General features: G+C 67.3%; 20 protein-coding genes, 1 tRNA gene and 1 pseudogene. 13 read left to right on the top strand and 9 right to left on the bottom strand.

Features of this window, described 5'->3' with window-relative positions; translation table 11 throughout:
* Nucleotides 1–34 precede the first annotated feature (34 nt).
* The 3 genes from ispF to D0C15_RS12150 are packed head-to-tail and all read right to left on the bottom strand — an operon-like array spanning nucleotide 35 to nucleotide 1,765.
* On the bottom strand, nucleotides 35–520 hold the full coding sequence (gene ispF, locus D0C15_RS12160) for a 2-C-methyl-D-erythritol 2,4-cyclodiphosphate synthase (RefSeq protein WP_116044199.1): 486 nt from the start codon (nucleotides 518–520) through the stop codon (nucleotides 35–37).
* Nucleotides 517–1,230: an IspD/TarI family cytidylyltransferase gene (locus D0C15_RS12155; protein WP_162830045.1), complete on the bottom strand. Its 714-nt coding sequence runs from the start codon at nucleotides 1,228–1,230 to the stop codon at nucleotides 517–519. Before D0C15_RS12155 ends, ispF begins: the two co-directional genes overlap by 4 nt.
* A 43-nt stretch (nucleotides 1,231–1,273) precedes the next feature.
* The gene (locus D0C15_RS12150) at nucleotides 1,274–1,765 is read right to left on the bottom strand and encodes a CarD family transcriptional regulator (protein ID WP_091671928.1); all 492 of its coding nucleotides are present in this window, start codon (nucleotides 1,763–1,765) and stop codon (nucleotides 1,274–1,276) included.
* Nucleotides 1,766–2,073: 308 nt separating this feature from the next.
* Between D0C15_RS12150 and D0C15_RS12145 the strand changes: the two genes are divergently transcribed.
* The 6 genes and pseudogenes from D0C15_RS12145 (at nucleotide 2,074) to D0C15_RS35030 (ending at nucleotide 8,894) form a co-directional block, all read left to right on the top strand.
* Complete coding sequence (locus D0C15_RS12145; RefSeq protein WP_170161331.1) at nucleotides 2,074–2,748, top strand: copper chaperone PCu(A)C; 675 nt, start codon at nucleotides 2,074–2,076, stop codon at nucleotides 2,746–2,748.
* 39 nt (nucleotides 2,749–2,787) lie between these two features.
* On the top strand, nucleotides 2,788–4,197 hold the full coding sequence (radA, locus tag D0C15_RS12140; protein WP_116044193.1) for a DNA repair protein RadA: 1,410 nt from the start codon (nucleotides 2,788–2,790) through the stop codon (nucleotides 4,195–4,197).
* A gap of 65 nt (nucleotides 4,198–4,262) precedes the next feature.
* Entirely contained in the window at nucleotides 4,263–4,949 is a 687-nt protein-coding gene (locus D0C15_RS12135; RefSeq protein ID WP_116044191.1) for a helix-turn-helix domain-containing protein, read from the top strand.
* 74 nt (nucleotides 4,950–5,023) lie between these two features.
* On the top strand, nucleotides 5,024–5,134 hold the full coding sequence (locus D0C15_RS35590; RefSeq protein WP_342768570.1) for a DUF397 domain-containing protein: 111 nt from the start codon (nucleotides 5,024–5,026) through the stop codon (nucleotides 5,132–5,134).
* 166 nt (nucleotides 5,135–5,300) lie between these two features.
* Nucleotides 5,301–8,312, top strand: a pseudogene (locus D0C15_RS12125) (3-keto-alpha-glucoside-1,2-lyase-like domain-containing protein); the annotation flags it as partial.
* Nucleotides 8,295–8,894 (top strand): Ig-like domain-containing protein, encoded by a 600-nt coding sequence (locus D0C15_RS35030; RefSeq protein ID WP_281270701.1) that lies wholly within the window; start codon nucleotides 8,295–8,297, stop codon nucleotides 8,892–8,894. The pseudogene D0C15_RS12125 and the gene D0C15_RS35030, both read left to right, overlap by 18 nt.
* Before the next feature lie 107 nt (nucleotides 8,895–9,001).
* On the opposite strand, the gene D0C15_RS12120 is transcribed toward D0C15_RS35030, so the two are convergent.
* Nucleotides 9,002–10,051: an NAD(P)-dependent alcohol dehydrogenase gene (locus tag D0C15_RS12120; RefSeq protein WP_116044361.1), complete on the bottom strand. Its 1,050-nt coding sequence runs from the start codon at nucleotides 10,049–10,051 to the stop codon at nucleotides 9,002–9,004.
* A gap of 113 nt (nucleotides 10,052–10,164) precedes the next feature.
* On the opposite strand from D0C15_RS12120, the gene D0C15_RS12115 reads away from it, so the two are divergent.
* Nucleotides 10,165–10,770, top strand: coding sequence for a TetR/AcrR family transcriptional regulator (locus D0C15_RS12115; protein WP_116044185.1), 606 nt, complete (start codon nucleotides 10,165–10,167; stop codon nucleotides 10,768–10,770).
* 216 nt (nucleotides 10,771–10,986) lie between these two features.
* On the opposite strand, the gene otsB is transcribed toward D0C15_RS12115, so the two are convergent.
* The 3 genes from otsB to D0C15_RS12100 all read right to left on the bottom strand — a co-directional run bounded on the left by otsB (nucleotide 10,987) and on the right by D0C15_RS12100 (nucleotide 16,647).
* Complete coding sequence (gene otsB / locus D0C15_RS12110; RefSeq protein WP_116044358.1) at nucleotides 10,987–13,515, bottom strand: trehalose-phosphatase; 2,529 nt, start codon at nucleotides 13,513–13,515, stop codon at nucleotides 10,987–10,989.
* 36 nt (nucleotides 13,516–13,551) lie between these two features.
* Nucleotides 13,552–15,003 (bottom strand): alpha,alpha-trehalose-phosphate synthase (UDP-forming), encoded by a 1,452-nt coding sequence (locus D0C15_RS12105; protein ID WP_116044182.1) that lies wholly within the window; start codon nucleotides 15,001–15,003, stop codon nucleotides 13,552–13,554.
* Between the two features lie 120 nt (nucleotides 15,004–15,123).
* Nucleotides 15,124–16,647, bottom strand: a complete 1,524-nt coding sequence (locus D0C15_RS12100; RefSeq protein WP_116044180.1) for a threonine/serine exporter family protein — start codon at nucleotides 16,645–16,647, stop codon at nucleotides 15,124–15,126.
* Nucleotides 16,648–16,890: 243 nt separating this feature from the next.
* On the opposite strand from D0C15_RS12100, the gene D0C15_RS12095 reads away from it, so the two are divergent.
* Nucleotides 16,891–16,966 (top strand) — tRNA-Thr (locus D0C15_RS12095).
* A gap of 95 nt (nucleotides 16,967–17,061) precedes the next feature.
* Here D0C15_RS12095 and D0C15_RS12090 read toward each other — a convergent pair.
* Nucleotides 17,062–17,628 carry a TetR/AcrR family transcriptional regulator gene (locus tag D0C15_RS12090; RefSeq protein ID WP_116044178.1) on the bottom strand — a complete coding sequence of 189 codons (567 nt, stop codon included), beginning with the start codon at nucleotides 17,626–17,628 and terminating at the stop codon, nucleotides 17,062–17,064.
* Nucleotides 17,629–17,704: 76 nt separating this feature from the next.
* Here D0C15_RS12090 and D0C15_RS12085 point away from each other — a divergent pair, with 76 nt between their 5' ends.
* From D0C15_RS12085 to D0C15_RS12075, 3 genes are all read left to right on the top strand, one after another.
* Nucleotides 17,705–18,031 (top strand): DMT family transporter, encoded by a 327-nt coding sequence (locus D0C15_RS12085; protein ID WP_116044176.1) that lies wholly within the window; start codon nucleotides 17,705–17,707, stop codon nucleotides 18,029–18,031.
* 50 nt (nucleotides 18,032–18,081) lie between these two features.
* On the top strand, nucleotides 18,082–18,507 hold the full coding sequence (locus tag D0C15_RS12080; protein WP_116044174.1) for a TIGR03618 family F420-dependent PPOX class oxidoreductase: 426 nt from the start codon (nucleotides 18,082–18,084) through the stop codon (nucleotides 18,505–18,507).
* A gap of 173 nt (nucleotides 18,508–18,680) precedes the next feature.
* Nucleotides 18,681–18,941 carry an amphi-Trp domain-containing protein gene (locus D0C15_RS12075; RefSeq protein WP_116044172.1) on the top strand — a complete coding sequence of 87 codons (261 nt, stop codon included), beginning with the start codon at nucleotides 18,681–18,683 and terminating at the stop codon, nucleotides 18,939–18,941.
* Between the two features lie 48 nt (nucleotides 18,942–18,989).
* On the opposite strand, the gene D0C15_RS12070 is transcribed toward D0C15_RS12075, so the two are convergent.
* A complete protein-coding gene (locus D0C15_RS12070; RefSeq protein ID WP_162830044.1) occupies nucleotides 18,990–20,600 on the bottom strand; it encodes a CocE/NonD family hydrolase in 1,611 nt (536 codons plus the stop codon).
* 216 nt (nucleotides 20,601–20,816) lie between these two features.
* Here D0C15_RS12070 and D0C15_RS12065 point away from each other — a divergent pair, with 216 nt between their 5' ends.
* Together D0C15_RS12065 and D0C15_RS12060 are read left to right on the top strand one after the other, a co-directional pair.
* A complete protein-coding gene (locus D0C15_RS12065) occupies nucleotides 20,817–23,312 on the top strand; it encodes a penicillin acylase family protein (RefSeq protein WP_211323178.1) in 2,496 nt (831 codons plus the stop codon).
* A 70-nt stretch (nucleotides 23,313–23,382) separates the two neighbouring features.
* Entirely contained in the window at nucleotides 23,383–24,261 is an 879-nt protein-coding gene (locus D0C15_RS12060; RefSeq protein WP_116044166.1) for a chymotrypsin family serine protease, read from the top strand.
* The last annotated feature ends 45 nt before the right edge of the window (nucleotides 24,262–24,306 follow it).

The following is a 24,306-nucleotide window of genomic DNA, read 5'->3' as shown; positions in this document are numbered from 1 at the left end:
ATCGAACCTCACGGTCAGGGCGCGAGGCCGGCGATCAATCCGCTGTCGCGTTCGCGTCCAGCGGGAACAGCAGGGCCGTCGCCACGGCGGCGATGCCCTCACCCCGGCCGGTTAGGCCCAGCCCGTCGCTGGTCGTGCCGGACACGCTCACCGGTCCGCCCACGGCCAGGCCCAGCGTCCGCTGTGCCTCCTCGCGGCGGGTGCCGATACGTGGTGCGTTACCGATCACCTGCACGACGGCGTTGCCCACGCGATAGCCGGCCGCCTCGACGCGCCGCCGTGTTTCGGTGAGCAACTCCGCCCCGTGTGCGCCGGCCCAGCGCGGATCGCCGGTACCGAAAACGGCACCGAGGTCGCCGAGACCCGCGGCCGACAGCAGCGCGTCGCAGAGCGCGTGCGCGGCGACGTCGCCGTCGGAGTGCCCGGCGCAGCCGTCCACTTCGGGCCACAACAGACCGGCGATCCAGCACGGCCTGCCTGTCTCCACGGGGTGGACGTCCACGCCCTGTCCGATTCTCACTGCTGTCCTCCGGCCTGGTCGCCCGCGAGTAGTGCCTCGGCGACGGTGATGTCGAACGATGTGCGCAGCCGGATGGCATTGGGATGGCCGGCGACGACTGTGGCGTCGGACACCGTCTCGTCCAGCCCGGGACCGCCCTGGACGACCAGCCGTCGCAGTGTCGCCGTCGCGAAGCCGTGGGGGCCCTGTACCGCGCGCAGGCCGGAGCGGTCGTGGGTGGACAGTACGGTTCCGTCGTCGCCGACGACCTTGATGGTGTCGGTGACGTCCTGCACGGGAACCACGGAGGGGGCGCCCGCGCGCACGGCGGCGACTACCGATCGAAATACGGAAGGCGGGACGAATGGCCGGGTGGCGTCGTGTACGAGCACGACCTCGGCCTCGTCAAGTGAGTGTGCGGCAAACGCCGACCGCACCGCGTTGGTGCGGCCGGCGCCGCAGTAGAGCTGTGTCAGGCGGGCAGCGCCGGGTCCGAGCGCCTCGATGCACTCGGCATAGGCCGAGTGCCCGGGCGAGAGCTCCGGGGGGACCGCCAGGATCACCCGGTCCACCACTTCCGAGCCGAGCAGGCCCCGAAGGGTGTGGACCAGTACGGGTTCGCCCCGAACGTGGGCCAGCGGAGCTGGCTCCACGGCCGGGGACCGAGCATCCCTGTTGTCGTAAGGGACCAGCGCGACGACAGTGTTGTCGCAGTTCTGCGCAGCCCTCACCTGTCTGTTCGCCGATACTTCGCGGTGTCTCGAAGCCTGCGAATCAGACTGTTGCGGTTTCCAGAACCTCGTCGAGCAGCACTTCGGCCTTGCCTTCATCAGTGCCCTCGGCGAGTGCGAGCTCGCTCACCAGTATCTGTCGCGCCTTGGCCAGCATCCGCTTCTCACCAGCGGACAGGCCGCGGTCCTTCTCTCGCCGCCAGAGGTCGCGCACCACTTCGGCCACCTTGTTCACATCGCCGGAGGCGAGCTTCTCGAGGTTGGCCTTGTACCGGCGAGACCAGTTCGTGGGCTCGTCGGTGTGGGGAGCACGCAGCACGTCGAAAACGCGGTTCAGACCGTCCTGGCCAACGACATCACGTACGCCGACGATCTCGGCGTTGTCAGCAGGCACGCGGACCGTCAGGTCCCCCTGCGCGACTTTGAGGACGAGGTACTTCTTCTCCTCGCCCTTGATCACGCGGGTCTCGATTGCTTCGATGAGTGCGGCACCGTGGTGCGGGTAGACGACGGTCTCTCCGACCTTGAAAACCATGTGTCCTCTGCCCCTTTCGCTGTATCCAGCTTAGCACGCGACGAGAGTGCGCACCTAGCGCCCCGGGATCGTCCTTGCAGGTCAGTGGCCTAATGCTGCTCTGGATGGGGGTTGACAAACCCGCGTTACCCATACTCACGCAGGTGGCGGCGAATCAGTCTGCCGTTGATCTTGCAATCCACTATGGACCATTTGATCTCACAATTCCCGCGACGGTCGCCACAATGACGACCACGTGCCGGAGGTGATCGGCCGTCCGGCTACCCTTCGCGAGCAGGTACATAAGTAGCTAGGAAGGGCTGAAGACCGTGAGGCAGCAGAATCGTCGCGCGCTGGGCTTGCGCAAGATGAGCTCGGTCGTGGCCGGTCTCGGTGCCGTCCTGTTCATCGCTGGATGCGGTGCCGGGCAGATCACCCAGACCGACTCGCAGGAGGCCGCGATCAACGGCGCGAAGGCCGACGTCGGCAAGATCGCCGTCCGCGACGCCGAACTTGCCTTCCCCGAGCCCGTGCCCGGTGCGACCACCGATTCCGGCCAGCCCGTCCGCTACTTCCCCGCCGGTTCGCAGATCCCGGTCGAGCTCGTCATCGTGAACGAGGGCGACGTCGACGACGAACTACTCTCGGTGACCTCCGACGCCGCGGGCAGCGTGGCCGTGCAGGGTGATCGCCGGATCGTGGCCGGCAGCATTTTGGCGGTCGGCCAGCCGGAGTACGGCGAGGCCGCGGCGTTGGTGGACCCGCCCACCGAGACCGATTCCGGCTCCACCGCCCTCGCGCCGTCCGGCGGGGAATCCCCGGGGAACGGCCACGCCTCGATCGTGCTGGAGCAGCTGGTCAGGGAGGTCTGGCCGGGTCAGAGCATCACGGTGACTCTCACGTTCAAGAACGCAGGTTCCGCCACCCTGGACATCCCCATCACCGCTCCGGCGCACCCGCGCGTCGCCGATGTGGAGCACGGGGAGTCCGAGGGCGGTCACTGACAGGGCGTGTTGTCGGACCCGGTGACTAGCGTCTGATCCATGGCGAAGAAGGGGACGACGTACCGCTGCGGCGAGTGCGGTTACGAGGTCGCCAAGTGGGTCGGGCGCTGCCCGGAGTGCCACGGCTGGGGAACCATCGAGGAACGTGGCGACGCGCGGCCGGCGATAGCCAGGGTCGCGGCAGGGGCGCCGAGCGCACCGGCGCGGCCGATCGGTGAGGTCGACGTCGAGGCCGCGAGGGCGCGGAGCACCGGGGTCCCCGAGTTGGACCGGGTCCTTGGTGGTGGGCTCGTTCCCGGCGCCGTGGTGTTGCTGGCAGGGGAGCCCGGGGTCGGCAAGTCGACACTGCTGCTCGAGGTCGCCTACCGCTGGGCGGCGGGCGAGGAGCCGCGGTCGCGCCGCCGGGACCTGCGGCAGGACGGCGAGTTCGGGCCCTCGCTGTACGTCACCGGTGAGGAGTCCGCAGGTCAGGTGCGGTTGCGCGCCGAACGCACCGGCAACTTGCACGACCAGATGTACCTCGCGGCCGAGAGCGATCTCTCGGCCGTGCTCGCGCATGTGGACGACGTCAAGCCCGGCGTGCTGATCGTCGACTCCGTGCAGACCATGGCTTCCCCGCTGGCCGATTCGGCTCCCGGCGGGGTTACGCAGGTCCGGGCGGTCACCGCGGGGTTGGTGGCGCTGGCAAAGGAGCGCGGGCTGCCCGTGTTGCTGGTGGGACACGTGACCAAAGACGGCTCGGTGGCCGGTCCGCGAGTTCTGGAACACCTCGTGGACGTCGTGTTGCACTTCGAGGGTGACCGGCATTCGACCCTGCGAATGGTGCGCGGGGTGAAGAACCGGTTCGGCGCTGCCGACGAGATCGGCTGTTTCGAACTGCGCGACGAGGGCATCGTGGGCGTGCCCGACCCGTCCGGGTTGTTCCTGAACCGGCACGCCGAGGCCGTGCCGGGAACGGCCATCACGGTCACGGTGGAGGGCAAACGCCCGCTGCTGGCCGAGGTGCAGGCGCTGGTGGCGAAGTCGAGCCTGCCGCAGCCGCGGCGTGCGGTCAGCGGACTCGACTCGGCCAGGGTCGGCATGGTGCTGGCCGTACTGGAGAAGCGGGGAAAGCTGAAGTTCGGCGAGCAGGACGTCTACGCGGCGACGGTCGGCGGAATGAAGATCACCGAACCCGCGATCGACCTCGCGGTGGCACTGGCCGTCTGGTCGGGAGCGGGTGACATCGCACTGTCGCCGCGGCTGGTGGCGATCGGCGAGGTGGGGCTCGCCGGGGAGATCCGCAGGGTCACCGGCGTCGGCAGGAGGTTGGCGGAGGCCGTTCGGATGGGCTTCACCCACGCGATCGTCCCGCCGGACCCAGGCCCGCTCCCCGATGGCATCCGTGCGCTCGAGGTGGACAACCTGGGCGCCGCCATCAACGCGGTCCAGCACGTGCCACTGCGCTGAAAGTTTCACCGCCCAGGTCTCGGTCTTACTATCCGTGTTCGAACGGACTCCGGGGGTGACCAGCAGTGGGTGAGGCGCCCAAACCGAACTTCCATGCGCGCAAACTCGGCCGCACCCTGCGCTCTTTGCGTGAGGAAGTCGGTTTCACCCAACGCGAGGCCGGGGCGAAGCTGCTGTTCTCCGAGCCCAAGATGAGCCGGATCGAGCAGGGCCAGGTTCCGGGGTACCACGAGTTCCTGGCCATGCTCGACGTGTACGGGGTCGTGCTGTCGGACTGGGACGAATACCTCGACCTATACCACCGGGCGAAGGAGAAGGGCTGGTGGCATTCCTACGGGATTGATGATCGCGGATTCGTCACCATCCGGCTCCGTCGACAACGCAGGTTGCTGGAAGACCCATTGCTGACCCTGCACGCGATCATCGACGAGTCGGCCCTACGGCGACCGGTCTGTACAGGACAAGCGCATCGCGAACAGTTGCGTGTCATCGCAGAGCGAGCCAGCCTGCCCAACGTGACCGTCCAGGTCGTCCCGGAGTCGCACGGGGCTTATCCGGGCCAGAACGGCGCGGTGATCGTAGCTAGCTTTCCTGACCCAGCTGAGCACGACGTGGCTTACGTCGAGCACATACTGGGATCGGTGCTTGTCGAGAAGGAGGCCGAGGTCGCCATCGCCAGGCAGGTGCTCGACGATCTTTCTGAGCGGGCATTTGATCCCGACGACTCGATCCTGTTGATCAAAAACCTCTGACTTGGAGACCGCTGTGGAAACCGCTTGGGTCAAGAGCAGCCACCGCCGGAGGTAACAACGCGGACTGTGTCGAGGTGGCCTTCGCCGGGGCGCGGATTGCCATCCGGGACTCCAAGGCCCCCGCCGCGGGCGCCCTGCTGGTCTCCCGGTCCGCGTGGCGGCACCTCACCACGTCGCTCGCCTAGCCCTTCCTGCTGATCAACCGCCTGGGTGGCGCACGCCCCGAACTTATGAAGCTCACGAGCAAACTTCTGCGGATTCACTCTAGACTTTTGCTGATTTCATGAGGAAGTATCCAACGTGTGATGGAGGCCACTGCCGTCGCCACGGTCGATTCCTAGGAGGAAGTAGATGCAGTCGCGAAGACTTCAGAGACGTCGGAGGGGTCTGATCGGCCTCCTCGGTGTCGCCCTGCTCGGTTCCGTGGCCACCATCGGCGCGCCTGTCGCCGCCGCTCAGGATCTCCCGTCTCAAGAACCAGGCGTCACGCTGCGCACCTTCGATCTGCGTCAGTCCCTGGAACAAATCTGCGAGCTCAAGCCCGGCACGACGCCGAATGTCGACAAGTTGATGCCCGCGATCGACTTCAGCAGCGCCGATGAGTTCGGGTTCGAGGACAACTTCCTGTCCCACGTCATCGCCAACATCAACATCCCGGCCGAAGGGGACTACACCTTCCGGTTGACCAGTGACGACGGCTCGCGGCTGTACATCGACGACCAGCTCGTCATCGATCACGACGGGCTGCATGCGGCCGAGCCGAAGGACGGCTCCGTCACGCTGACTCCCGGGTACCACGCACTGCGAATCGAGTACTTCGAGGCGCGTTACGACCAGCAGCTGACCCTGGCGTGGCAGCCGCCGGGTGCCACGGACTTCACCGTGGTGCCGAACTCGGTGCTGAGTACGGACGCCGGTGTCGTACGCGTGACGGCTCCGGGACGCAAGTACTGCGAGGGCGACAACGACACTCCCGGTGACGGGCTCCCGCTGGACTCGGTGAATCCGAACTACACCCTCACCGACCTGCGGCCGGACGGTTTCCAGCCGATGGTGGCGGCGATGGACTGGACCGAGGACAACCAGCTCGTGGTCGTGACCTCCGGCTCGGTGAGCCCCGCAGGCCCTGTGGAGGATCCCGAGCCAGGGGAGGTCTTCCTCCTGGACAACGTCACCGAGGCGACCGGACCTGACGAGGTGACGGTGACAAAGGTCGCCACGGATCTGCTGAACCCGATGGGCGTGGCAGTCGTCGACGGCTCCATCTACGTCTCCGAGCGGGACCGGCTCACCGAGCTCACACCGGACAGCGATGGTGACGGGCTCCTCGAGCACGGCACGCTCGCCGAGTGGCCCTACGGCGGAAACTTTCACGAGTTCGCCTTCGGGCTGCTGCACGACGAGGAGAACTTCTACGTCAACCTGTCGGTCGCGATCAACCAGGGCGGCGCGACGACCGACCCGCAACCCGCGGAGAACCGGGGCACCAGCATCAAGGTGAACCGGGAGACCGGGGAGGTCAGCTACGTCGCGGGTGGCCTGCGCACGCCCAACGGAATGGGCTGGGGACCCGAGGGCGAACTCTTCGCGATGGACAACCAGGGTGGCTGGCTGCCGTCCTCCAAGCTGTTGCACGTCAAGCAGGACCGGTTCTTCAACCACTACACCAACCCGGACGGTCCGTTCGACGACAAACCGGTGACCCAGCCGGTCCTGTGGTTGCCACAGAACGAGATCGGCAACTCCCCGAGCAATCCGGTTCTGCTTGAGGAGGGCCCGTTCGCCGGCCAGATGCTCTTCGGTGACGTGACCTACGGCGGGCTCCAGCGTGCCTCGTTGGAGAAGGTGCACGGCGAGTACCAGGGCGCGGTGTTCCGGCATTCGGCAGGACTCGAGGCCGGTATCAACCGGACCGTCGTCGGTCCCGACGGGGCTGTCTACGTCGGCGGAATCGGCGAAGGGGGCAACTGGAGCGAGCCGGGCAAACTGAAGTACGGCCTGCAGAAACTGGCGCCCAACGGTGAGAACACGTTCGACATGAAGTCCATGAGCGCCACAGAGGACGGCTTCGCGATCGAGTACACCCAGCCGTTGTCCGCGGAGGCCGTGGAGAACATCGCGCAGAGCTACCAGGTCGAGCAGTGGCGCTACGTGCCGACACCTGCCTACGGCGGCCCGAAGGTGGATGAGGAGACCCTGACCGTCGCCGCTGCCGAGGTTTCGGCCGACGGCAAGACAGTCACCCTCGCGATCGACGGACTGAAGCCGGGCCGAGTGGTTCACCTGCGGTCGCCTCGTCCGTTCGCGGCCGCGAACGGGGAGCAACTCTGGAACACCGAGGCGTGGTACACGCTCAACGCGATCCCCGGTGAGCAGCAGGATGCGACCAAGGTCTTCTACGAGGCCGAGGAAGCCCGTCTCGAGGGCGGAGCACGGGTGGACAACGATCACGCCGGTCACTCTGGTGTCGGCTTCGTGGCCGGTTTCGGTGAGCCTGGCGCGTCCACCACGATGCGCGTCGAGGTCGACAAGGAAGGCGCCTACGACGTCGGCCTGCGGTACTCCAACGGCCCGAACCCGTTCACCGGTGACAAGACGGTCAGCATCTACGTCAACGGGGACAAGGTGAAACAAACCGTTCTGCCGTCCACAGTGACCTGGAAGGAGTGGGCGACCAAGAACGAGAAGCTGAATCTGCGTGCCGGGGCCAACACCGTTGAATACAGAGTGGACGGAGAAGACACCGGTCACGTCAACCTCGACCTCATCTCCGTTCGTGAGCCCGGTGAGCGGATCACCCTCTTCGGCGGCGGCGATCTGTCCGAATGGCTGCATACCGACGGACGCTCGCCCAGCTGGAAACGTGTCGACGGTGGTGCCATGGAGGTCGCAGGGGGCGATCTGCGGACCAAGCAGGCCTTCGGTGACTACCGGATGCACGTGGAGTTCAAGGTGCCCCAGCTGCCGCCGGACGTGACCGGACAGGATCGCGGCAACAGCGGTGTCTATATGCAGGAGCGCTACGAGATCCAGGTTCTGGACTCGTTCGGCGACCCGACGCTCGACAACAACGAGGCAGGGGCGATTTACCTGCAGAAGCCGCCGGACGTCAACGCCGCAACGGAACCGGAAACCTGGCAGAGCTACGACATCGAGTTCCGCGCCGCCAGGTACGACGACGCGGGGAACAAGGTCGCCGATGCCCGGGTCACCGTGGTGTGGAACGGGGTGACCGTGCACGACGACGTCGCCATCACCGGTCCCACCGGGGGATCCATCCCCGAAGGCCCGTTCACCGGTGCGATTCGGTTGCAGGACCACGGGAACCCGGTGCAGTACCGCAACATCTGGCTCGAACCCATCGAGAAGGCGGTCGCGTCGGTCAGCGGAACTCCGGCACAGCTGAACTACGGCCAGCAGGGACAGGTCGGCGTCACGGTCCGCTCGGAGAACCCGGTGTCGGGAACGGTGGAGGTGCTCGACGGTGACCGGGTGGTCGGTACCGCCACCGTGCCGGAGAACGGCACGGCCACTGTGGCCATCCCGGCCACGGCGCTCGCGCCGGGAAGCCACGAGCTGTCCGTTCGCTACAGCGGCGACGAGGCGAACCTGCCCGCGGAGGGCACTGTGGACGTTCAGGTCGCCAAGGCGGTCACCAGCGTCGCGGGTGACGCGGCGCAGGTGACGTTCCGCCACGACAGTCCGATCGACCTCACTGTCGGCTCGGCCGTCCCGGTTTCGGGAACGGTGGAACTGCTACACGGTGATCGGCTGTTGGGCACGGGCATCGTGGCGGAGAACGGGACGGTCACGGTGACCATCCCAGCCAAGGCGCTCAAGCCCGGCCGCTACGAGCTGTCGGTGCGCTATGGCGGCGATGAGCTGAACACACCCGCCGAGGGCACGATCGACGTGCAGGTGGGCAAGGCGAAGGTCGTCCGCTAGGAAGTGCCGCTCGATGCCACCCCGCGTGTCTGCGCGGGGTGGCACCGAGTGGCGTTCGGGCGAGGCACACGCACGGCGAGGCGGGGCGCATGTCTCGCGGCGGGTGATCAGCCGCCGAGGGTGGCGGTGTCGATGACGAAGCGGTAGCGGACGTCGCTGTTCTGCACCCGCTCGTAGGCGGTGTTCACCTGCTCGCCCGTGACGAGCTCGATCTCCGCGCCAATTCCGTGCTGTGCGCAGAAGTCCAGCATCTCCTGCGTCTCGGCGATGCCGCCGATCATCGAGCCGGCGAGCACCCTGTTCCCGCCGATCAAGGAGAACGCACTGTAGGACAGCGGTTCGCTCGGGGCGCCGACGTTCACCATCGCGCCGCCGGGTCGCAGCAGCGACAGGTATGAGTCCACCGGCAGCGGCGCCGAGACGGTGTTGAGGATGAGGTCGAACCGGCCCCGCAGCTGCTTGAACGTCGACTCGTCGGAGGTGGCGAAGTACTCCGTGGCGCCGAGTCGCAGCCCGTCCTCCTGCTTCTTCAGGCTCTGGCTGAGTACCGTGACCTCCGCACCCAGGGCAGCGGCGAGCTTGACGCCGATGTGCCCGAGCCCGCCGAGCCCGACCACGGCGACCTTCTTGCCGGGGCCGGCACCCCAACGGCGCAGTGGGGAGTACGTGGTGATGCCCGCGCAGAGCAGCGGGGCAGCGACGTCAAGGCCGATCCCGTCCGGAATGCGGCAGACGAAGGAGTCCTTGACGACGATCTGCTGGCTGTATCCGCCGTAGGTGTTCTCGCCGTCGAAACCCACCCCGTTGTAGGTCTGCACGTTGCCCCGTACGCAGAACTGCTCGCTGTCCGCGCGGCAGTGCTCGCACTCACCACAGGAGTCGACCATGCAGCCGACCCCGACCCGATCCCCGACGCGGTACTCCGTGACACCCTCGCCGATCGCGGCGACCATTCCGGCGATCTCGTGCCCCGGCACCATCGGGAAGATCGCGCGGCCCCACTCCTCCCGAGCCTGGTGGATGTCGCTGTGACAGATACCAGCGAAGGCGATGTCGATGAGCACGTCATCCGCGCGCAGGTCCCTGCGCTCGATCGTCGTCGGTTCCAGCGCGGCGCCCGGGGCGGGTGCGGCGATGGCGCGCGTGGTCGTGGTCATGAAACCCTCCCAAGGATCCGATCGTTCCGGGTCCACAGATAGCTCGATGTGCATGCGACCTACAGTGTAAGAGGTCTCTTACATCTGCCGGTAGCAGGGAGGGGCAACGCGGCATGTCCGGCAAGTACCACCACGGCGACCTGCGCTCGACGCTGGTCGCCACTTCGCTCGACCTGATCGCCGAACAGGGGATGCACGCCTTTTCGGTGGCCGAGGTTGCGCGCAGGGCCAAGGTGAGCCCCGGCGCCCCCTACCGGCATTTCGCCGACCGTGACAGCTTGCTGGCCGCCGTCGCGTGCACCGTCGCGCAGCAGCTTTCAGCGTCGGTTCGGCAGGCGACCACGGCACACACCGAGCCCGGCGAACAGTTGGCGGCGGCCGCTGGTGCCTACACCGAGTACCTGATCACGCGCCGTGCCGGCCTGCAGGTCGTGTTCGCGGCTGGGCTGCGCGGACCGCAGTACGCCGAGCTGCACGAGCAGACCCGCACGCTGATGGACGAGTTCCTGATGTTGTGCCTGGCCGTGTCGTCCGGTCCGAGTGAAGCGCTGGAGCTGATGGAGCAGCTGCTCACCCAGGCCCACGGCTACGCGGCTTTCCAGCTCGACGGAGTCTTCGCCGTCCACGGCTACAGTGTCGAACTGGTGGTGCGGAAGTCGGTGGATGCCGCCCGGATCGTCATCCTCGGCCACCGCGGCGAGCCAGGGGAACGCCGGTAACCAGGGCCGGAGGCGGGTTTGACCCGCCTCCGGCCGGGTACCGGCCCTTGTATGCGTATAGGCAGGAGCGAGGTCAGGTTTCTCGGCGGCGGAGCCGGATGCCTCACCATGATCATCGCCTCGGTGTTGCTCTCGGTCCTGTTGACGGTGCTGCTGAACGTGCTGTTGTGACTGGCTCACAACCCGACCGAGCGGCTGCAGGCGGTCGGTCCGGACCTACTGCGCCAGCAGGTTGGCGCAGCGGATGAGGCCGATGTGGGAGTAGGCCTGTGGGTGGTTGCCCAGCGAGCGCTCGGCGACGGGGTCGTACTGCTCCGGCAGCAGCCCGGTCGGGCCGGCCGCGTCGACGAGCTGCTCGAACAGCTCCTCCGCCTCGGTCCGTCGTCCGGTGAGCAGGTACGCCTCGATCATCCACGCCGCGCACAGGTGGAAGCCGCCCTCATCGCCTGGCAGGCCGTCGTCACGCCGATACCGGTACACGGTGGATCCGCTGCGCAGCTCCGCCTCGATCGCGGTCACCGTCGACTGGAACCGCTCGTCCTGCGGGTCGAGCAGGCCGGACAGTCCCACGAACAGTGAGGCCGCGTCGAGGTCCGTACCGTCGTAGGCCGTCGTGTACGCCCGGACCTCGGCGTTCCACCCGTGCTCGAGCACGTCGGCCGCGATCGTGTCGCGCAGCTCGACCCAGCCCGCGGGCACGTTCCGCCCGTAGACCTCGGCGAGCTTGACCGCGCGGTCGATCGTGACCCAGCACATCACCCGTGAGTACACCCGGTGCCGCGGCACGTGCCGCTCTTCCCAGATGCCGTGGTCCGGCTCCGACCAGCGCCGCGTGACGGCCTCGGCCATCGCGCGCACCAGCTGCCAGTCGTGGTCCCGCAACTCGCCCCGGGCCTCCGCCATGGCGACCACCAGCTCCACGACAGGCCCGAACACGTCGAGCTGCACCTGGTGGTTGGCCAGGTTGCCGACACGCACCGGTCGTGAACCCTTGTAGCCGGGCAGCGAGTCGATCACGGCCTCCGCGCCGATCTGCGTGCCGGCCAGCGTGTACAGCGGGTGCAGCCGTTCCGGGCCCGCCAGCGTCGCGAGCACGCCGTGCAGCCACTCCAGATAGCCCTCGGCCTCGGTCATCGAGCCCAGCGCGACCAGTTCGCGCACGGTCATCGCCGCGTCGCGAATCCAGCAGTAGCGGTAGTCCCAGTTGCGGACGCCGCCGATCTCCTCCGGAAGCGAGGTCGTGGCCGCAGCCATGATCCCGCCGGTGTCGGTGTTCACCAGGCCACGCAGGGTCAGCGCGGAACGCGCCACCATCTCGGACTCGACGGGCGGCAGCTTCAACGTGGTCGCCCAGTCGCTCCAGTACCCGCCCGCTCGGCGCCGACGGTCTATTTCGGACAACTCGTGCGGACCGAGATCTGTCGTACCACAGCGAAGTTCGAGTACGACCGGCTTGTCCGGTGTCGGCTGCACGATCGCCGACGCGGTGTCGTGCAGGCCGTCCGAGGTGATCTCCCACCGAACGCCGGGTGCGCGCAGAACGATCGGCTCCGAGGTGCCCAGCACCCGCAGGCCGTCGTCCTCGGGCAGCAGCCGCACCGGCACGCCGCCGAACTCGGGGCGGGGCGCGAACACCACGGCGGCGGTGGTCTCGCCGGAGATCACCCGGACGATATCGGTGCGGTGCTGTGGGCTCTCGGGCTCGAGGTAGTCGGTGACCAGCAGACGCGACCAGCGGGTCTCGACGGTCATCGTGTTCGGCAGGTACCGCTGGCCGAGCGGCAGGCCGTTGCGGTCCGGCTTGATCGAGAAGTGGCCTGCGCCGGGGCCGCCGAGCAGGTCGGCGAACACGGCGGGCGCGTCGGGGCCGGGGTGGCACAGCCAGTTCAGCCGGGCGTCCGGGGTGACCAGCGCGACCGCGCGCTCACTGGCCAGCATGGACAGCCGCTCGATCGGGGGCGCCTGCTCGCCGTAGAGCCAGTTGCGCCGCTCCTCGAGCATGAACGCCAGCACGGTCGCGACGTCGATGGTGTCCGGAACGCGGTACTGGGCGAGGCTCTCGCCCTCCCCGACCTTCACGCCGAGGTCCGGGCCGGTGATCCGGGCGAACGCCTTCTCGTCGGTGACGTCGTCGCCGATGAACACCGCCGCGGTGGCGCCCGCCTGGTGACGCAGCGTGTCCAGCGCTTTACCCTTGTCGGTCTGGACCACGGCGAGTTCGACGACCTCCTTGCCGTCGGTCACCGAGACGCCGTCCCAGTTGGATGGTCCGCTGTGGACCGCCTCCAGCACCCTGCGGCCCGCCGAATGTTCGGCGCGGCGCACGTGCACGGCGATGCTTGCCGGCTTGACCTCCAGAGTCACCCCCGGTACGTCCAGCACCAGCTGTTCCAGTTCGGTTTCCAGCCTGCGGTGCAGCTCCCGCGCGCTCGTGTCGAGCGCGTGCACGAAGCCGATGTCGAACTCGGAGCCGTGGCTGCCGACGAGGTGTACCTCGGCGGGCAGGCGGGACAGGGTGGCGAGGTCGCGCAGGGCACGACCGGAGATCACGGCCGCGGTGGTCTCGTGCAGCCCGGCGAGCGATCGCAACGCACCGACGGACTCGGGTAGCGGTCGGGCCTCGTCGGGGTTGGCCGTGATCGGCGCGAGAGTGCCGTCGTAGTCGCAGGCGACCAGCAGGCGCGGCGTCCTGGCGATCTGCACGATCGCGCGCCGCAGCTCGGCGGGCAGGGCCTCGGCGGTCAACACTCCTCCTCGGGAGCTGGCAGGGGTGATTGAGATTTAGCTGGACGACTCGGCCCCGAGAGCTTCCAGGAACGAGCGCGCCCACCGATCGACGTCATGGGTCAGGACTTGACGACGTAGGGCGCGCATCCTACGTCGGCCCTCGGCGGGGTCGAGCGTAATGGCAGCCTCCAAAGCGTTCTTCACCCCGTCAAGGTCGTGCGGGTTGACCAGGAAAGCACTGCTCAACTCGGCTGCGGCCCCGGCGAATTCGGACAGTACGAGCGCACCGCCGAGATCGTGACGGCAGGCGACGTACTCCTTGCACACCAGATTCATCCCGTCGCGCAGCGGAGTCACCACCATGACGTCGGCCGCGGAGAAGAACGCGGCCAGCTCCTTGCGGTTCACCGACTGGTGCAAGTAGTGCACGACCGGGTGACCAACGCGGCCGAACTCGCCGTTGATCCGGCCCACCATCTGTTCGATGTCGCCGCGCATCCGCTGGTAGTGCTCCACCCGTTCCCGGCTGGGGGTGGCCAGCTGGATGAAGGTGACGTCCTCGGGGTGAACGCGGCCCTCCTGCAGCAGCTCGTGCAGCGCCTGCAACCGCAGGTCGATGCCCTTGGTGTAGTCGAGCCGGTCGACGCCGAGCAGGATCGTCTTCGGGTTGCCGACGTCGCTACGCAGCTGTGCGGTGCGTTCGGCGACCTCCCTGCTCCTGGCGAGGTTGTCGAGGCTCGCGGCGTCGATGGAGATGGGGAAGGCACCCACCCGCACAGTGCGGTCGCCCACCTGCACCATGCCCGGCCGGGACCGCACGCCGACGGCGCCCCGGCTCGGTTCGAGGCCGATCAGCTGACGGGCCAGCCAGAGGAAGTTCTGTGCGCCGCCCGGCCGGTGGAATCCGACGAGGTCGGCGCCGATCAGGCCGCGCACGATCTCGGCCCGCCACGGCAGCTGCATGAACAACTCGACCGGCGGGAACGGGATGTGCAGGAAGAAGCCGATGCGCAGGTCGGGGCGCAGTTCCCGGAGCATGCTCGGTACCAGTTGCAGCTGGTAGTCCTGGATCCATACGGTCGCGCCCTCGCCCGCGACGGCCGCGCTGGCCTCGGCGAACCGCTGGTTCACCCGGACGTAGCTCTCCCACCACCCGCGATCGAACACCGGGCGCTCCACGACGTCGTGGTAGAGCGGCCAGAGGGTGGCGTTGGAGAAGCCCTCGTAGTAGTCGCGGACCTCGTCGGCGGACAGCGACACCGGGTGCAGGATCAACCCGTCGTCGGTGAACTGGTCCACCTCGACGTCCGGGATCCCCGGCCAGCCGACCCAGGCGCCCTTGCGGGAGCGCAGGAACGGCTCCAGCGCGGAGACCAGGCCGCCGGGGCTCTGGGTCCAGCGCTGCGTTCCGTCGGCGGAGCGGTCGAGGTCCACGGGCAGCCGGTTGGCCACCACCACGAACTCGGCCGCCGTGTTCGTTGGCTCGGTAGTGTCCGGGCGCGGCATACCTCGACACTATCGCGCGAGACCCGAGTACGTGGTGTGAGCAATTGCGCAGGTTGACGCCTGATCAGCGGTGTCGTCGCTGGGGCGTGTCTGCCGGAAAGCGGATCCGTCAGACACGCCCTAGTCCAGTCGGCGGCCCGCCCGCAGTGGACCGGCCATCCGCGGGCCAGACAACTTGCGTTCCAGCCTGCCGAGACCGCTGCGCAGCGGCTGCGCGAAGAACTCGCCGAGCACCACACCGGCGGCGAGGGCGAGCCCGATCGCGACGGCGCTCATCAGGATGGTGATCTCGCCGAAGTTCGCGAGCTGGTCCAGGCCGCGGTAGGTGGAAAGACCCGGCAGCAGCGGGGTGATACCGGACACGGCGACGACCAGCGGGGTCACCTTCAGCCTGCGGGCGAGCACCCCGCCACCGAGACCGACCAGCGTGGCCGCCACCGCCGACGCGGTGATCTGCTCGACGTCGGGAAGCAGCCGCAGTGAGCCGTAGGCCGCGGCACCGACGGCACCGGCGACCCCGGCCACCAGCAGCGGCCGGAGCCGTGAGTAGGAGGCGAGCGCGAAGCAGGCCGCCGCGCCGGAACCGGCCATGATGATGGACGGCAAGTCGAAGGCAGTGGTTGCCGGGACATTCGGAGGCGGCGTCTGTTCGGCCTCGAAGGAAGCCGCGATGTTGATCGCGAGCGCGACACCGGTGATCAGGCCGGCACTCATCATGGCCACTTCCATCGTCCGGCCCGCCGCTGTGACGTAGTAGCCGGTGATGGCGTCCTGCACGGCCGACACGGTGGAGAGGCCGGACAGCAGCACGGTGATCGCGGCCGCGACCACGATCGTCGGTCTCTCCAGCGGGATCAGGTCGACGTTCACCAGTACGGTCGCCGTCAGTGTGGCTATGAGGCCGCCGACAGTCTGCTGGAAGAAGAACGGCAGCGCGTACTTGTTGAGGAAGCGGCCGACCCGGTCCACAACGGAGCTGATCACGAACGCGACCAGTGCCGTCCAGATGTTGCCGTCGATGATGACCGTGACGAACGCGGCCATACCGCCCCAGGCCAGGGTGGAGACCCAGCGCGGGTACGGGTGAGGAGCGCGGTAGATCCGCTGCCACTCGCTGTAGGCGTCCTCGGCGCTGATGCGGCCGCGGGTGATCTTCTGGACGAGCGCCTCCGTGTCGGTGAGGCGGCTGTAGTCCAGGCTGCGGCTGCGTACGACGCGCAGAGAGGTGACCGGCGGTACGTCGGAGCCGCGGTGGCAGCTCACGGTGATCGACGTGAAGATCACGTCGACCTCGCACTGCGGCAGACCGTAGGCGGAGGTGACCGCGAGGATAGTCGCGGTCACGTCCGAGGCACCGGCCCCGCTGAGCATCTGCACCTCGCCGAGCCGGAGCGCGAGGTCGAGCACGAAGTGGACCCGAGCCTCGTCGGGCAACTGCGGCCCCATGGCGATCTCGGCGTCCACCGCGGGCTGTTCGCCGGTCGGCGCTTCCAGCACGTGCCAGGCGCGGCGCTCGGGTTCTTGGCCACGGCGCTTGCTCGCCGCGCCACGCTTCTCACCGCCCTGATCGTCCTCCGGCGGTTCCAGGATGTTCCACGCGCGCCTGCGATTGGCGGCCGTTTTCCCGCGCTGGCTGATCTTCAAGCTCGGTCCACCTCCTCACTGATTCCCGCAGAGCATCGACGCAGACGCCTCGACCGTTGCATGTTGGAAGCAGTGGCGTCCACCACATCGTGTCGTGATCGTGAGCACGATGTGCTTGTTCACTGTTTTCCCAGGTGAGAGCCATTCTCCCTGGGGGCTTGTGTGGGGCGCGAATCGTACGCGCAGCCCGGCTGCGCGCAGCGCCCGAAAGCGGGCCGATACACTCATGGCGCAACGTGACCCGCCGGTATAGCTCAGCTGGTAGAGCATCTGTCTTGTAAACAGAAGGTCAGGGGTTCGAGCCCCCTTGCCGGCTCCATCTCAAACGCTTCTGACGTGGCGTTATTCCTTGTTCGTCCCGGCCCTGCTCCCAGCATCGAGCCCGGGATCCGCCGTCGCCGGTACGGACAGCGATCAGCCCTTCGCGATGGCGGCGATCGCATCCGCCAAGTCACTGACCACGCGCTTGTGCTGGGGCTCGTCGGCGTCGCCCGGCAGGTCCAGCTGCAGGCCCATGAAGGTGGGGTCGAGCAGCGCCACCGCCCGCGCCGCTCGTGCCCGCGTGCAGCCCGTGGCGGCCAGATGGTCCGTGAGGGCGTCCACCCAGCGCTCGTTGGCCTCGCGGACCACCGATACATACGGCTCCCGGCCGAGTAGCCCCAGCGCGGCGGCCTCGACGTAGGTCCGATGGCAGTGGTCGGACTCCTCCGAGGTGCTGACCCGCCAGAGGTCCAGGACGGCCGCGCGCACGCTCCGCGATCGCGGCAGGTTCCGGACGGCATGCACCGATCGGTCGTTGGAGATCCGGAGGATGGTGGCGACAAGGTCGTCCTTGTCGGCGAAGTGGTAGAGCAACATCCGGTCACTGGTGCCGATCGCGGTGGCGAGCGGTCGCAGGCTCAGCCCGATCAGTCCGTGCTCGATCGCGTAGTCGGTCGCCAGCGCGGCCAGCTCCTCACGTCGCGCCGTGTTACGAACCATGACGCCTCCTCGTCCCATTGAGACGAAAGTGTAGCGGATGCTACGTTTGTAGCAGTCGCTACACGAGAGGTGTGTCATGCTCCTGGCCTGGGTACTGCTGTTGTCGGCCATCGGCGTCGAGGTGGCCGCGACCGCCTCGTTGCCCCGCACCGACACTTTCCGCGACCCGCTGTGGACCGGGCTGGTGCTGCTTGGCTACGCACTGTCGTACTGGCTGCTGGTCATGGTGATCCGGCACATCCCGGTTTCGGTCGCCTACGCGATCTGGTCGGGGCTCGGCACCGCGGGCATCGCCGTCATCGGCGTGCTGTTCCTCCACGAGCGACTCGACCTGGCCAAGGTCGCGGGGATCGCGATGGTCGTCATCGGGGTCGCGGTCCTGAACCTGCACGAGGCGCACTGAGACGTGGACATTCCCGATCACAAGCCTGAACCACTGAGAGGTATGAACTCATGAGCATGCACGAGGCGGAACTGGAAGCATTCCTGGCCCAGACCTTCCCCACCCCACTTGGCGTTATCGCGACCTTGCGCCGTGACGGATCGCCGCATGTGGTGCCGGTCTGGTTTCGCTGGGACTCGGGCCTCGTGCATCTCTGGACGACGGAGAACCGAGTGTGGGTGCGCAATCTGCTGCGCGACAAGCGGGCAGCGTTCTCCGTCCAGACTTTCGAGGATCCCTATCCGGCGGTGATGATTCGGGGAGAGGCGACCGCCAGGACCGCGGATGACGTCACTACCGTCGAGCAGGCGCAGGCGATCTCCCGCCGCTACCTGCCGCCGGACGACGTTGAGGCCTACGTCGCCCGCTGGTCGGACCTGCGCACCATCGTCACGATCGTCCCGGACCACATCGTGTCCTGGTCGGTCGGCGGCTGATGTCTGGCGCCAGACCCGGCGCCGCAGCAGGCGTTGTGACCGATCGGTTCTGCCTGGTATCGCCGCCATCGTCTGAGGGCATGGTGGCGGACGAGTACCCACAGCAGGTTGGATGAAGTGGTCGGGGCATGGGAGTGCCTGTGCCGAAGGACTCGAAAAAAAAGGAGAACCGTGTGACGAAGGCACCACGAGACGTTGAACGTATCTACTCCACGGCTGACGTCGTTGCGAAGCTGCGGCGCCTTGCGGACGCGCTGGAGACTGAAAGCTCCTTCCGGATTCAGATCGCTGGAGAGCGGTTCCGTGTGCCAGGTCGGGCTCAGTTCTCCGTCGAGCACGAGCGTGGCGATGGCGAGGAGGAGATCGAGTTCCAGCTCAAGTGGAAGCTTGACGGGACAGATGAGTCGGAGGAAGAGGGCGAATCTGTCGTTTAGCCGTGCAACCGGCTGTGCCGGGCGAGGTGCTCGCTGCTGGCGAACGCATCAGTGGACCGCGCGCCGGATCGGGACGCTGACGTCGACATCGACGTCAGCTTCCGCTGGAGTACGTGCGGTCGCGTGCATGACACTTGTAGTCGCCACCTGCAGGTCGAGGTGGTGACCGTCGGGCACCGTGTAAGCCAATCCGGACATCCGAACCCGCACCGTCTGCGGCGTGCTGGAAAGGTTCTCGACGCGTACCGGGGTCTCCTGCAGATTCACCACCACTCCGGACTCGCGGTCCACGAGCTTGAGGAACAGGTGTGTCACCGGTCCGGACCCGGTGACCTGAAGCGTCGCGGTGGGAATGCCGACCAGTTCCATTGGCCCTCGGTCGGCTACCGCGACCTCGGTGGTGAATGCGTGTGGGTCGCCCGCGCGGGACGGCTGTGCGGTGAACAGCGGCGCTCCCGGCGGCACGGCGCCTGAGAGGACGTCGTCGACGAACGGGGCGGCATCTATTGTGGACGGAAGTGGCGTACTGAGCACCGAGCCATGGCCCGAGGCCGTCTGCATCCGTGCGTCGCTCGGAGTGAAGTGGCTGGCGGTGCGCCAGATTCCCTCGTTGGTGCGGTATTCGACGGGGGCGCCGACGTCGACTCCGGTGTCGCCACGCAGGTAGCGCTCGAACCAGGTGAGGATCGCCTCGTCGAGGTGTGCCCGATCGTCGACCTCGGCATAAGAGGCCGGGCAGCCGACGTGCCCGCCGCAGAACGCGATGAGTTTCGCCGGTGCGCCGCGCGATCGCAGATGCTGGAAGTTGTCGGCGGCCTCGGTGAGGTCGAACAATGTGTCCACGCTGCCCTGCATCAGCAGCGTTGGGACTTCGACTCCGTCGTCCTGACCGTACTCGGCGAGGCTGCTGCGGCCGAAGTAGTCCAGTGTCTGCGTGGAAGGCTGCCCGGTGGCCAGGCCCTCTGCCTGTGCCTCGTGCAGTTCCGGCGCGAGGCCACCCGCCTGCGGGCCCGCCGGGTTGCGCGGGTCCAGGCCTGCGGCGGTTGCGGTGGCGAGGCCCGCGGCGTAGAGGGTCTCGCCCCAGCCGAGGTTGATCACGCCACCGCCGTAGAGGGAGTAACGCAGGTCGTTCCAGGTGATCTCGGGTGCCAGCACATCCACCCGGTCGTCCAGCGTGGCCGACAACAGCTGGATCCCGCCGCCGTAGGAACCGCCGGTGAAGCCGATGCGAGGATCGGCCGGATCGCCGGGCTCACGTGCCACCTCGTCGGCGTTCGCGGCGATCCAGTCGATCAGAACGGTGGCGTCGCGGCCTTCCAGTTCTGGCTTGAGCACATTCGCCTCTCCACCGGAATAGCCGAATCCGCGCTCATCCCAGGTGAACACTGCGTAGCCATTGTCGAGCAGCGTTCGCACCAAACCCGTGGGCTCGCGTTCGCCCTGACCTCCCCAGCCGTGACTGCGCATGACCAGCGGTACCGGTTCCGTGGCGCTGGCCTCCGGTGGCAGGAACAGGGTGGAGTAGATCGGGGTGCCGTCGAACGAGTTGATGACCTGGTGAGTCACCGTCGGTTCCGCTTGCTGCGCGAGCGTCGGTGCCGGGGCGGCCAATGCCACCAGCGCGATCGAAGCCAGCAAACTCTTCCCGATGTTTCGCATCGCACTCTCCCGTGACGGCACTGGTTGGTGACGTAACGAGAAAGCCGTGCTTTGGTCACGCACCTCGTAGAAAACTACGCGCGGTTGTGTCCATTTCAGACGTGTTCGTTCGCGCATACCACCGCGTCAGGGAAAAAGCATCCCTTGATCTTGGGGAAACCGCGTCGTACGTTCCAAAACCGTTGTCGCTAACTCGAAGGCGAGTGGAGGATCCGAATGATGGGGATCAGCGGCATTCGACGCGGACGCACCCTTGCCGGCGCGGCAGTGGTCGCGAGTCTGAGTCTGCTCGCCACGGCGACACCTACGGCCGATGCCATCGCGGCGGAGCCCGATGCTGACAGCTCGCTGCTCGCTCCGGCGAACGGTGTGCACAAGGCGACGATCACGCGGACGAGTCATGGAATCCCGCACATCGTTGCCAACGACTATGAATCACTCGGGTTCGGCCAGGGCTACGCGACGGCCGAGGATTCCCTCTGCGTTCTCGCCGACACACTGCTGACAGCGCGCGGTGAGCGGTCCCGCTGGTTCGGGCCCGATGCGCGCTACTCCGACCAAGTGACCCTGAACGCCACGAACCTGCAGACCGACACGCTCTTCACTGATATCCGCAATCGACAGGTTGTCGAGGGACTACTGGCGGATCCGGTCCGTGGTCCAGGGCAGGAGGCGCGGGCGCTCGTCCGTGGTTACACCGCAGGCGTGAACGACTATCTCGAGTCGATCGACGGTGTCGATGGTGTCGAGGATCCCGCTTGTGCCGGTGGTGATTGGGTCGAGTCGTTGCGCCCGATGAAGCCGATAGACCTCTGGTACGGCACGTACGCCGCCAACCTGCTCGCCTCCACCGGCGTCTTCGTGCCACAGATCGTGGATGCTGATCCGCCCTCCGTGGGCGACCTCGGACTTCCGCTGTCGGCGGACGAGGGTGCTGCCCGGTTTGCCAGCCCGCCAGAGGACCTGCCATCGAAGGAGGCCCTGATGGCGGGCCTCGGCAAGGACCCGGACTCCCCGTTCGGCTCCAACGCCACTGCCCTCGGCTCCGAGGTGACCTCGACCGGCAAGGGGATGATCCTGGGCAATCCGCACTTCCCGTGGCGGGGCCGATACCGGTTCACCCAGTCGCACCTGACGATTCCTGGCGTGTACGACGTAGCCGGTGCCGGTCTGATCGGATCCCCCGTGGTGAACATCGGCTGGAACAAGAACGTCGCATGGAGCCATACCGTGTCGACGGCCTACCGATTCACTCCGTACGAGTACCGCCTCATCCCTGGCTCGCCCACGACCTACCTCACTCGCGAGGGCACACGGGAGCTCGAACGCCGTGCGGTGGAGGTGACGGTCCGGGGTAGTGACGGTGAGACGCACACGGTTACCGAGGAGATCTACCGCACCGACCAGGGCTACGTACTCGACGCTCCCGAGGTGTTGATGGGGTGGACCCCGGCGAGCGTGTTCGCGCTGCGCGATGCCAACGCCGAACACCTGCGCACCATCGACGTATTCCACGAAATGGCCAAGACAGACAACGTGCATGACCTGCTGGCCGCGCAGGACGAATCCGCCGGGATGCCGTGGGTGAACACGATTGCCGCTGACCGTGCGGGAAACGCGTTGTACGCCGACCACTCCGTTGTGCCGAACGTTCCGGACGAACTGGTGCGGAAATGCGCGACACCGATCGGCCAGGTACTCGTGCGGTTGGCCGGGCTGCCCGCGCTCGACGGCACCCGGGCGCAGGACGACTGTGCCTGGCGCAGCGATCCGGACGCCTCGCGTCCCGGTATCTTCGGCCCGTCCAACCTCCCGGCCACGGTCAGGAAGGACTGGGTCGCCAACGCGAACGACAGTTACTGGCTGCCCAATCCGGCCGAGCGACTCGAGGGTTTCGCCCGGATCATCGGCTGTGAGAAGTGCGAGCGTTCCCTGCGCACTCGAATGGTCTACCGGTACGTGCTGGACCGCATCGAGGGCAGCGACGGTCTCGGTGAGCCCGGCACGGTGAGCCACGAGCAGTTGAAGGGCTTCGAACACGCCAACCGCGTCTTCGGCGCCGAACTGTCCCGTGCGGGCGGTGATCTACAGGAGGTCTGCGCGGCGGCCGATGGTGGGGAGGCCTGCGACGTTCTCGCCGCGTGGGACGGCCGGACCAACATCGACAGCGTTGGCGCGCACATCTTCCGGGAGTTCTTCGCCAGGGTGCCCGCCGACGGATTGTGGCAGCAGCCCTTTGATGCCGCTCGACCGATCGAGACACCACGCGACCTCAACCAGCTCAACCCGCAGGTGACCGCTGCGATGCGCGATGCCCTGTCTCATCTGGAGAAGGAGGGTGTGCCTTTCGACGCCGCTCTGGGTGACCTCCAGGTGTCCGGTGACGAAGGCGCTCCGGCGATCCCGATCGGCGGCGGCGAGGGTTTCACTGGCAACGCCAACGTGGTCAGCAGCCGGGACGCGGCCACGAATCTCCAGCGGCTGTACCCGATCAGTTACGGCTCTTCACATATTCAGGCGGTGGCGTTCACCCGAGACGGAGTGGACGCGTCGACCATCCTGACCTACGGGCAGGCGGCCGATCCGACCAGGCCGTTCTCCGCGGATCAGACCGAACTGTTCAGTCAGGAGCGGTGGGTCAGCTTCCCGTTCACGCAGGAGCAGATCCGATCCGACAACGTCCGCAAATACACCGTCGTTTCCCGCCGGTGACCCGGAAGTTCTTTACGACAGAGACATGTCGCTCGTTCAGTAGTTCTGCCCTGCCTACCTCGGAGACGCGATGAAGATCAGAAATTCGTTCCTGGCAGTCGCGGCGGTCGCCGGTCTGTTCCTGACCGCGAGCACTGCCCACTCGCTGCCGATGACGATCGGTTCCGGGGCCGCGTCGCCGTTCGCGGGCGCGACCGTGAGCGAGCTGAAGAAACCCACGCCCAGTTGGTACACAGCTGAACTGCACGAGAAGGCGGTCGCCGCTGCCGCGAATGGCGAGGGGGTGGCGATTCCGGACGGAGTGGACTACCCAACGAGCGCGTTGTCGTTCACCGGCATCCGTCCGGGCGCGTGGATCATCTCGCCTGCGGGCTGTACCACCAACTTTGTTTTCGGCAGCGAGGGAAAATACTCGATCGGCACCGCCGGACACTGTGTCGAGCGGGGCGACGAGGTCACGATCGTCGCGGCGCCCGGCCTGCTGATGACGATCGGCAAGGCGAGTAAGAGCGTCGACAACGGGATCGGCGATGACTTCGCTTTGATCGACATCTATCCCGAGATGCAGCAACACGTGAACCCCTCGATGGCGTACTTCGGCGGGCCGACCGCCGCCGGGTCCCCGCAGATCGGCGACATCGTGGAGCACGCGGGGCACGGACTGGTACTCGGCACGGGAGGTACACCGCGTGCGGGCGTGACCGTCTACCGCGGTCCGGGCGAGGAAAGGCGCAGTGACGCGTTCGCGTGGGACGGAGCGGCCTCCCCCGGGGATTCCGGTTCACCGGTACGCCTGCTCACCGGCGAGGCGGCGGGTGACCTGACGCATCTCGTGGTCGGTGGACCGTACGTGCCCGGTGTCATCGCCGGTACCTCAATCGAACGGATGCTGCAGATCTCCGGGAAACCGCTGGCAACCGCCCCCAACACGCCCGATCCCAGCAGTTGATGCGACGACCCTGCTCGTGCCCGGTCCCCTTGACAATACTTGCCG

Origin of the sequence: Amycolatopsis palatopharyngis, from assembly GCF_003385185.1 — a bacterium.
Lineage (GTDB): Bacteria > Actinomycetota > Actinomycetes > Mycobacteriales > Pseudonocardiaceae > Amycolatopsis > Amycolatopsis palatopharyngis.
The sequence above is the reverse complement of the archived record's forward strand: the minus strand, read 5'-3'. Positions and strand labels throughout refer to the sequence as shown.

Coding starts and splice junctions, on each gene's coding strand:
- D0C15_RS12150 (WP_091671928.1), bottom strand. CDS start 1,765: ATGGTTTTCAAGGTCGGAGAGACCGTCGTCTACCCGCACCACGGTGCC.
- radA (WP_116044193.1), top strand. CDS start 2,788: ATGGCGAAGAAGGGGACGACGTACCGCTGCGGCGAGTGCGGTTACGAG.
- D0C15_RS12120 (WP_116044361.1), bottom strand. CDS start 10,051: ATGACCACGACCACGCGCGCCATCGCCGCACCCGCCCCGGGCGCCGCG.
- D0C15_RS12115 (WP_116044185.1), top strand. CDS start 10,165: ATGTCCGGCAAGTACCACCACGGCGACCTGCGCTCGACGCTGGTCGCC.
- D0C15_RS12105 (WP_116044182.1), bottom strand. CDS start 15,003: ATGCCGCGCCCGGACACTACCGAGCCAACGAACACGGCGGCCGAGTTC.
- D0C15_RS12090 (WP_116044178.1), bottom strand. CDS start 17,628: ATGGTTCGTAACACGGCGCGACGTGAGGAGCTGGCCGCGCTGGCGACC.
- D0C15_RS12085 (WP_116044176.1), top strand. CDS start 17,705: ATGCTCCTGGCCTGGGTACTGCTGTTGTCGGCCATCGGCGTCGAGGTG.
- D0C15_RS12080 (WP_116044174.1), top strand. CDS start 18,082: ATGAGCATGCACGAGGCGGAACTGGAAGCATTCCTGGCCCAGACCTTC.
- D0C15_RS12070 (WP_162830044.1), bottom strand. CDS start 20,600: ATGCGAAACATCGGGAAGAGTTTGCTGGCTTCGATCGCGCTGGTGGCA.
- D0C15_RS12065 (WP_211323178.1), top strand. CDS start 20,817: ATGATGGGGATCAGCGGCATTCGACGCGGACGCACCCTTGCCGGCGCG.
- D0C15_RS12060 (WP_116044166.1), top strand. CDS start 23,383: ATGAAGATCAGAAATTCGTTCCTGGCAGTCGCGGCGGTCGCCGGTCTG.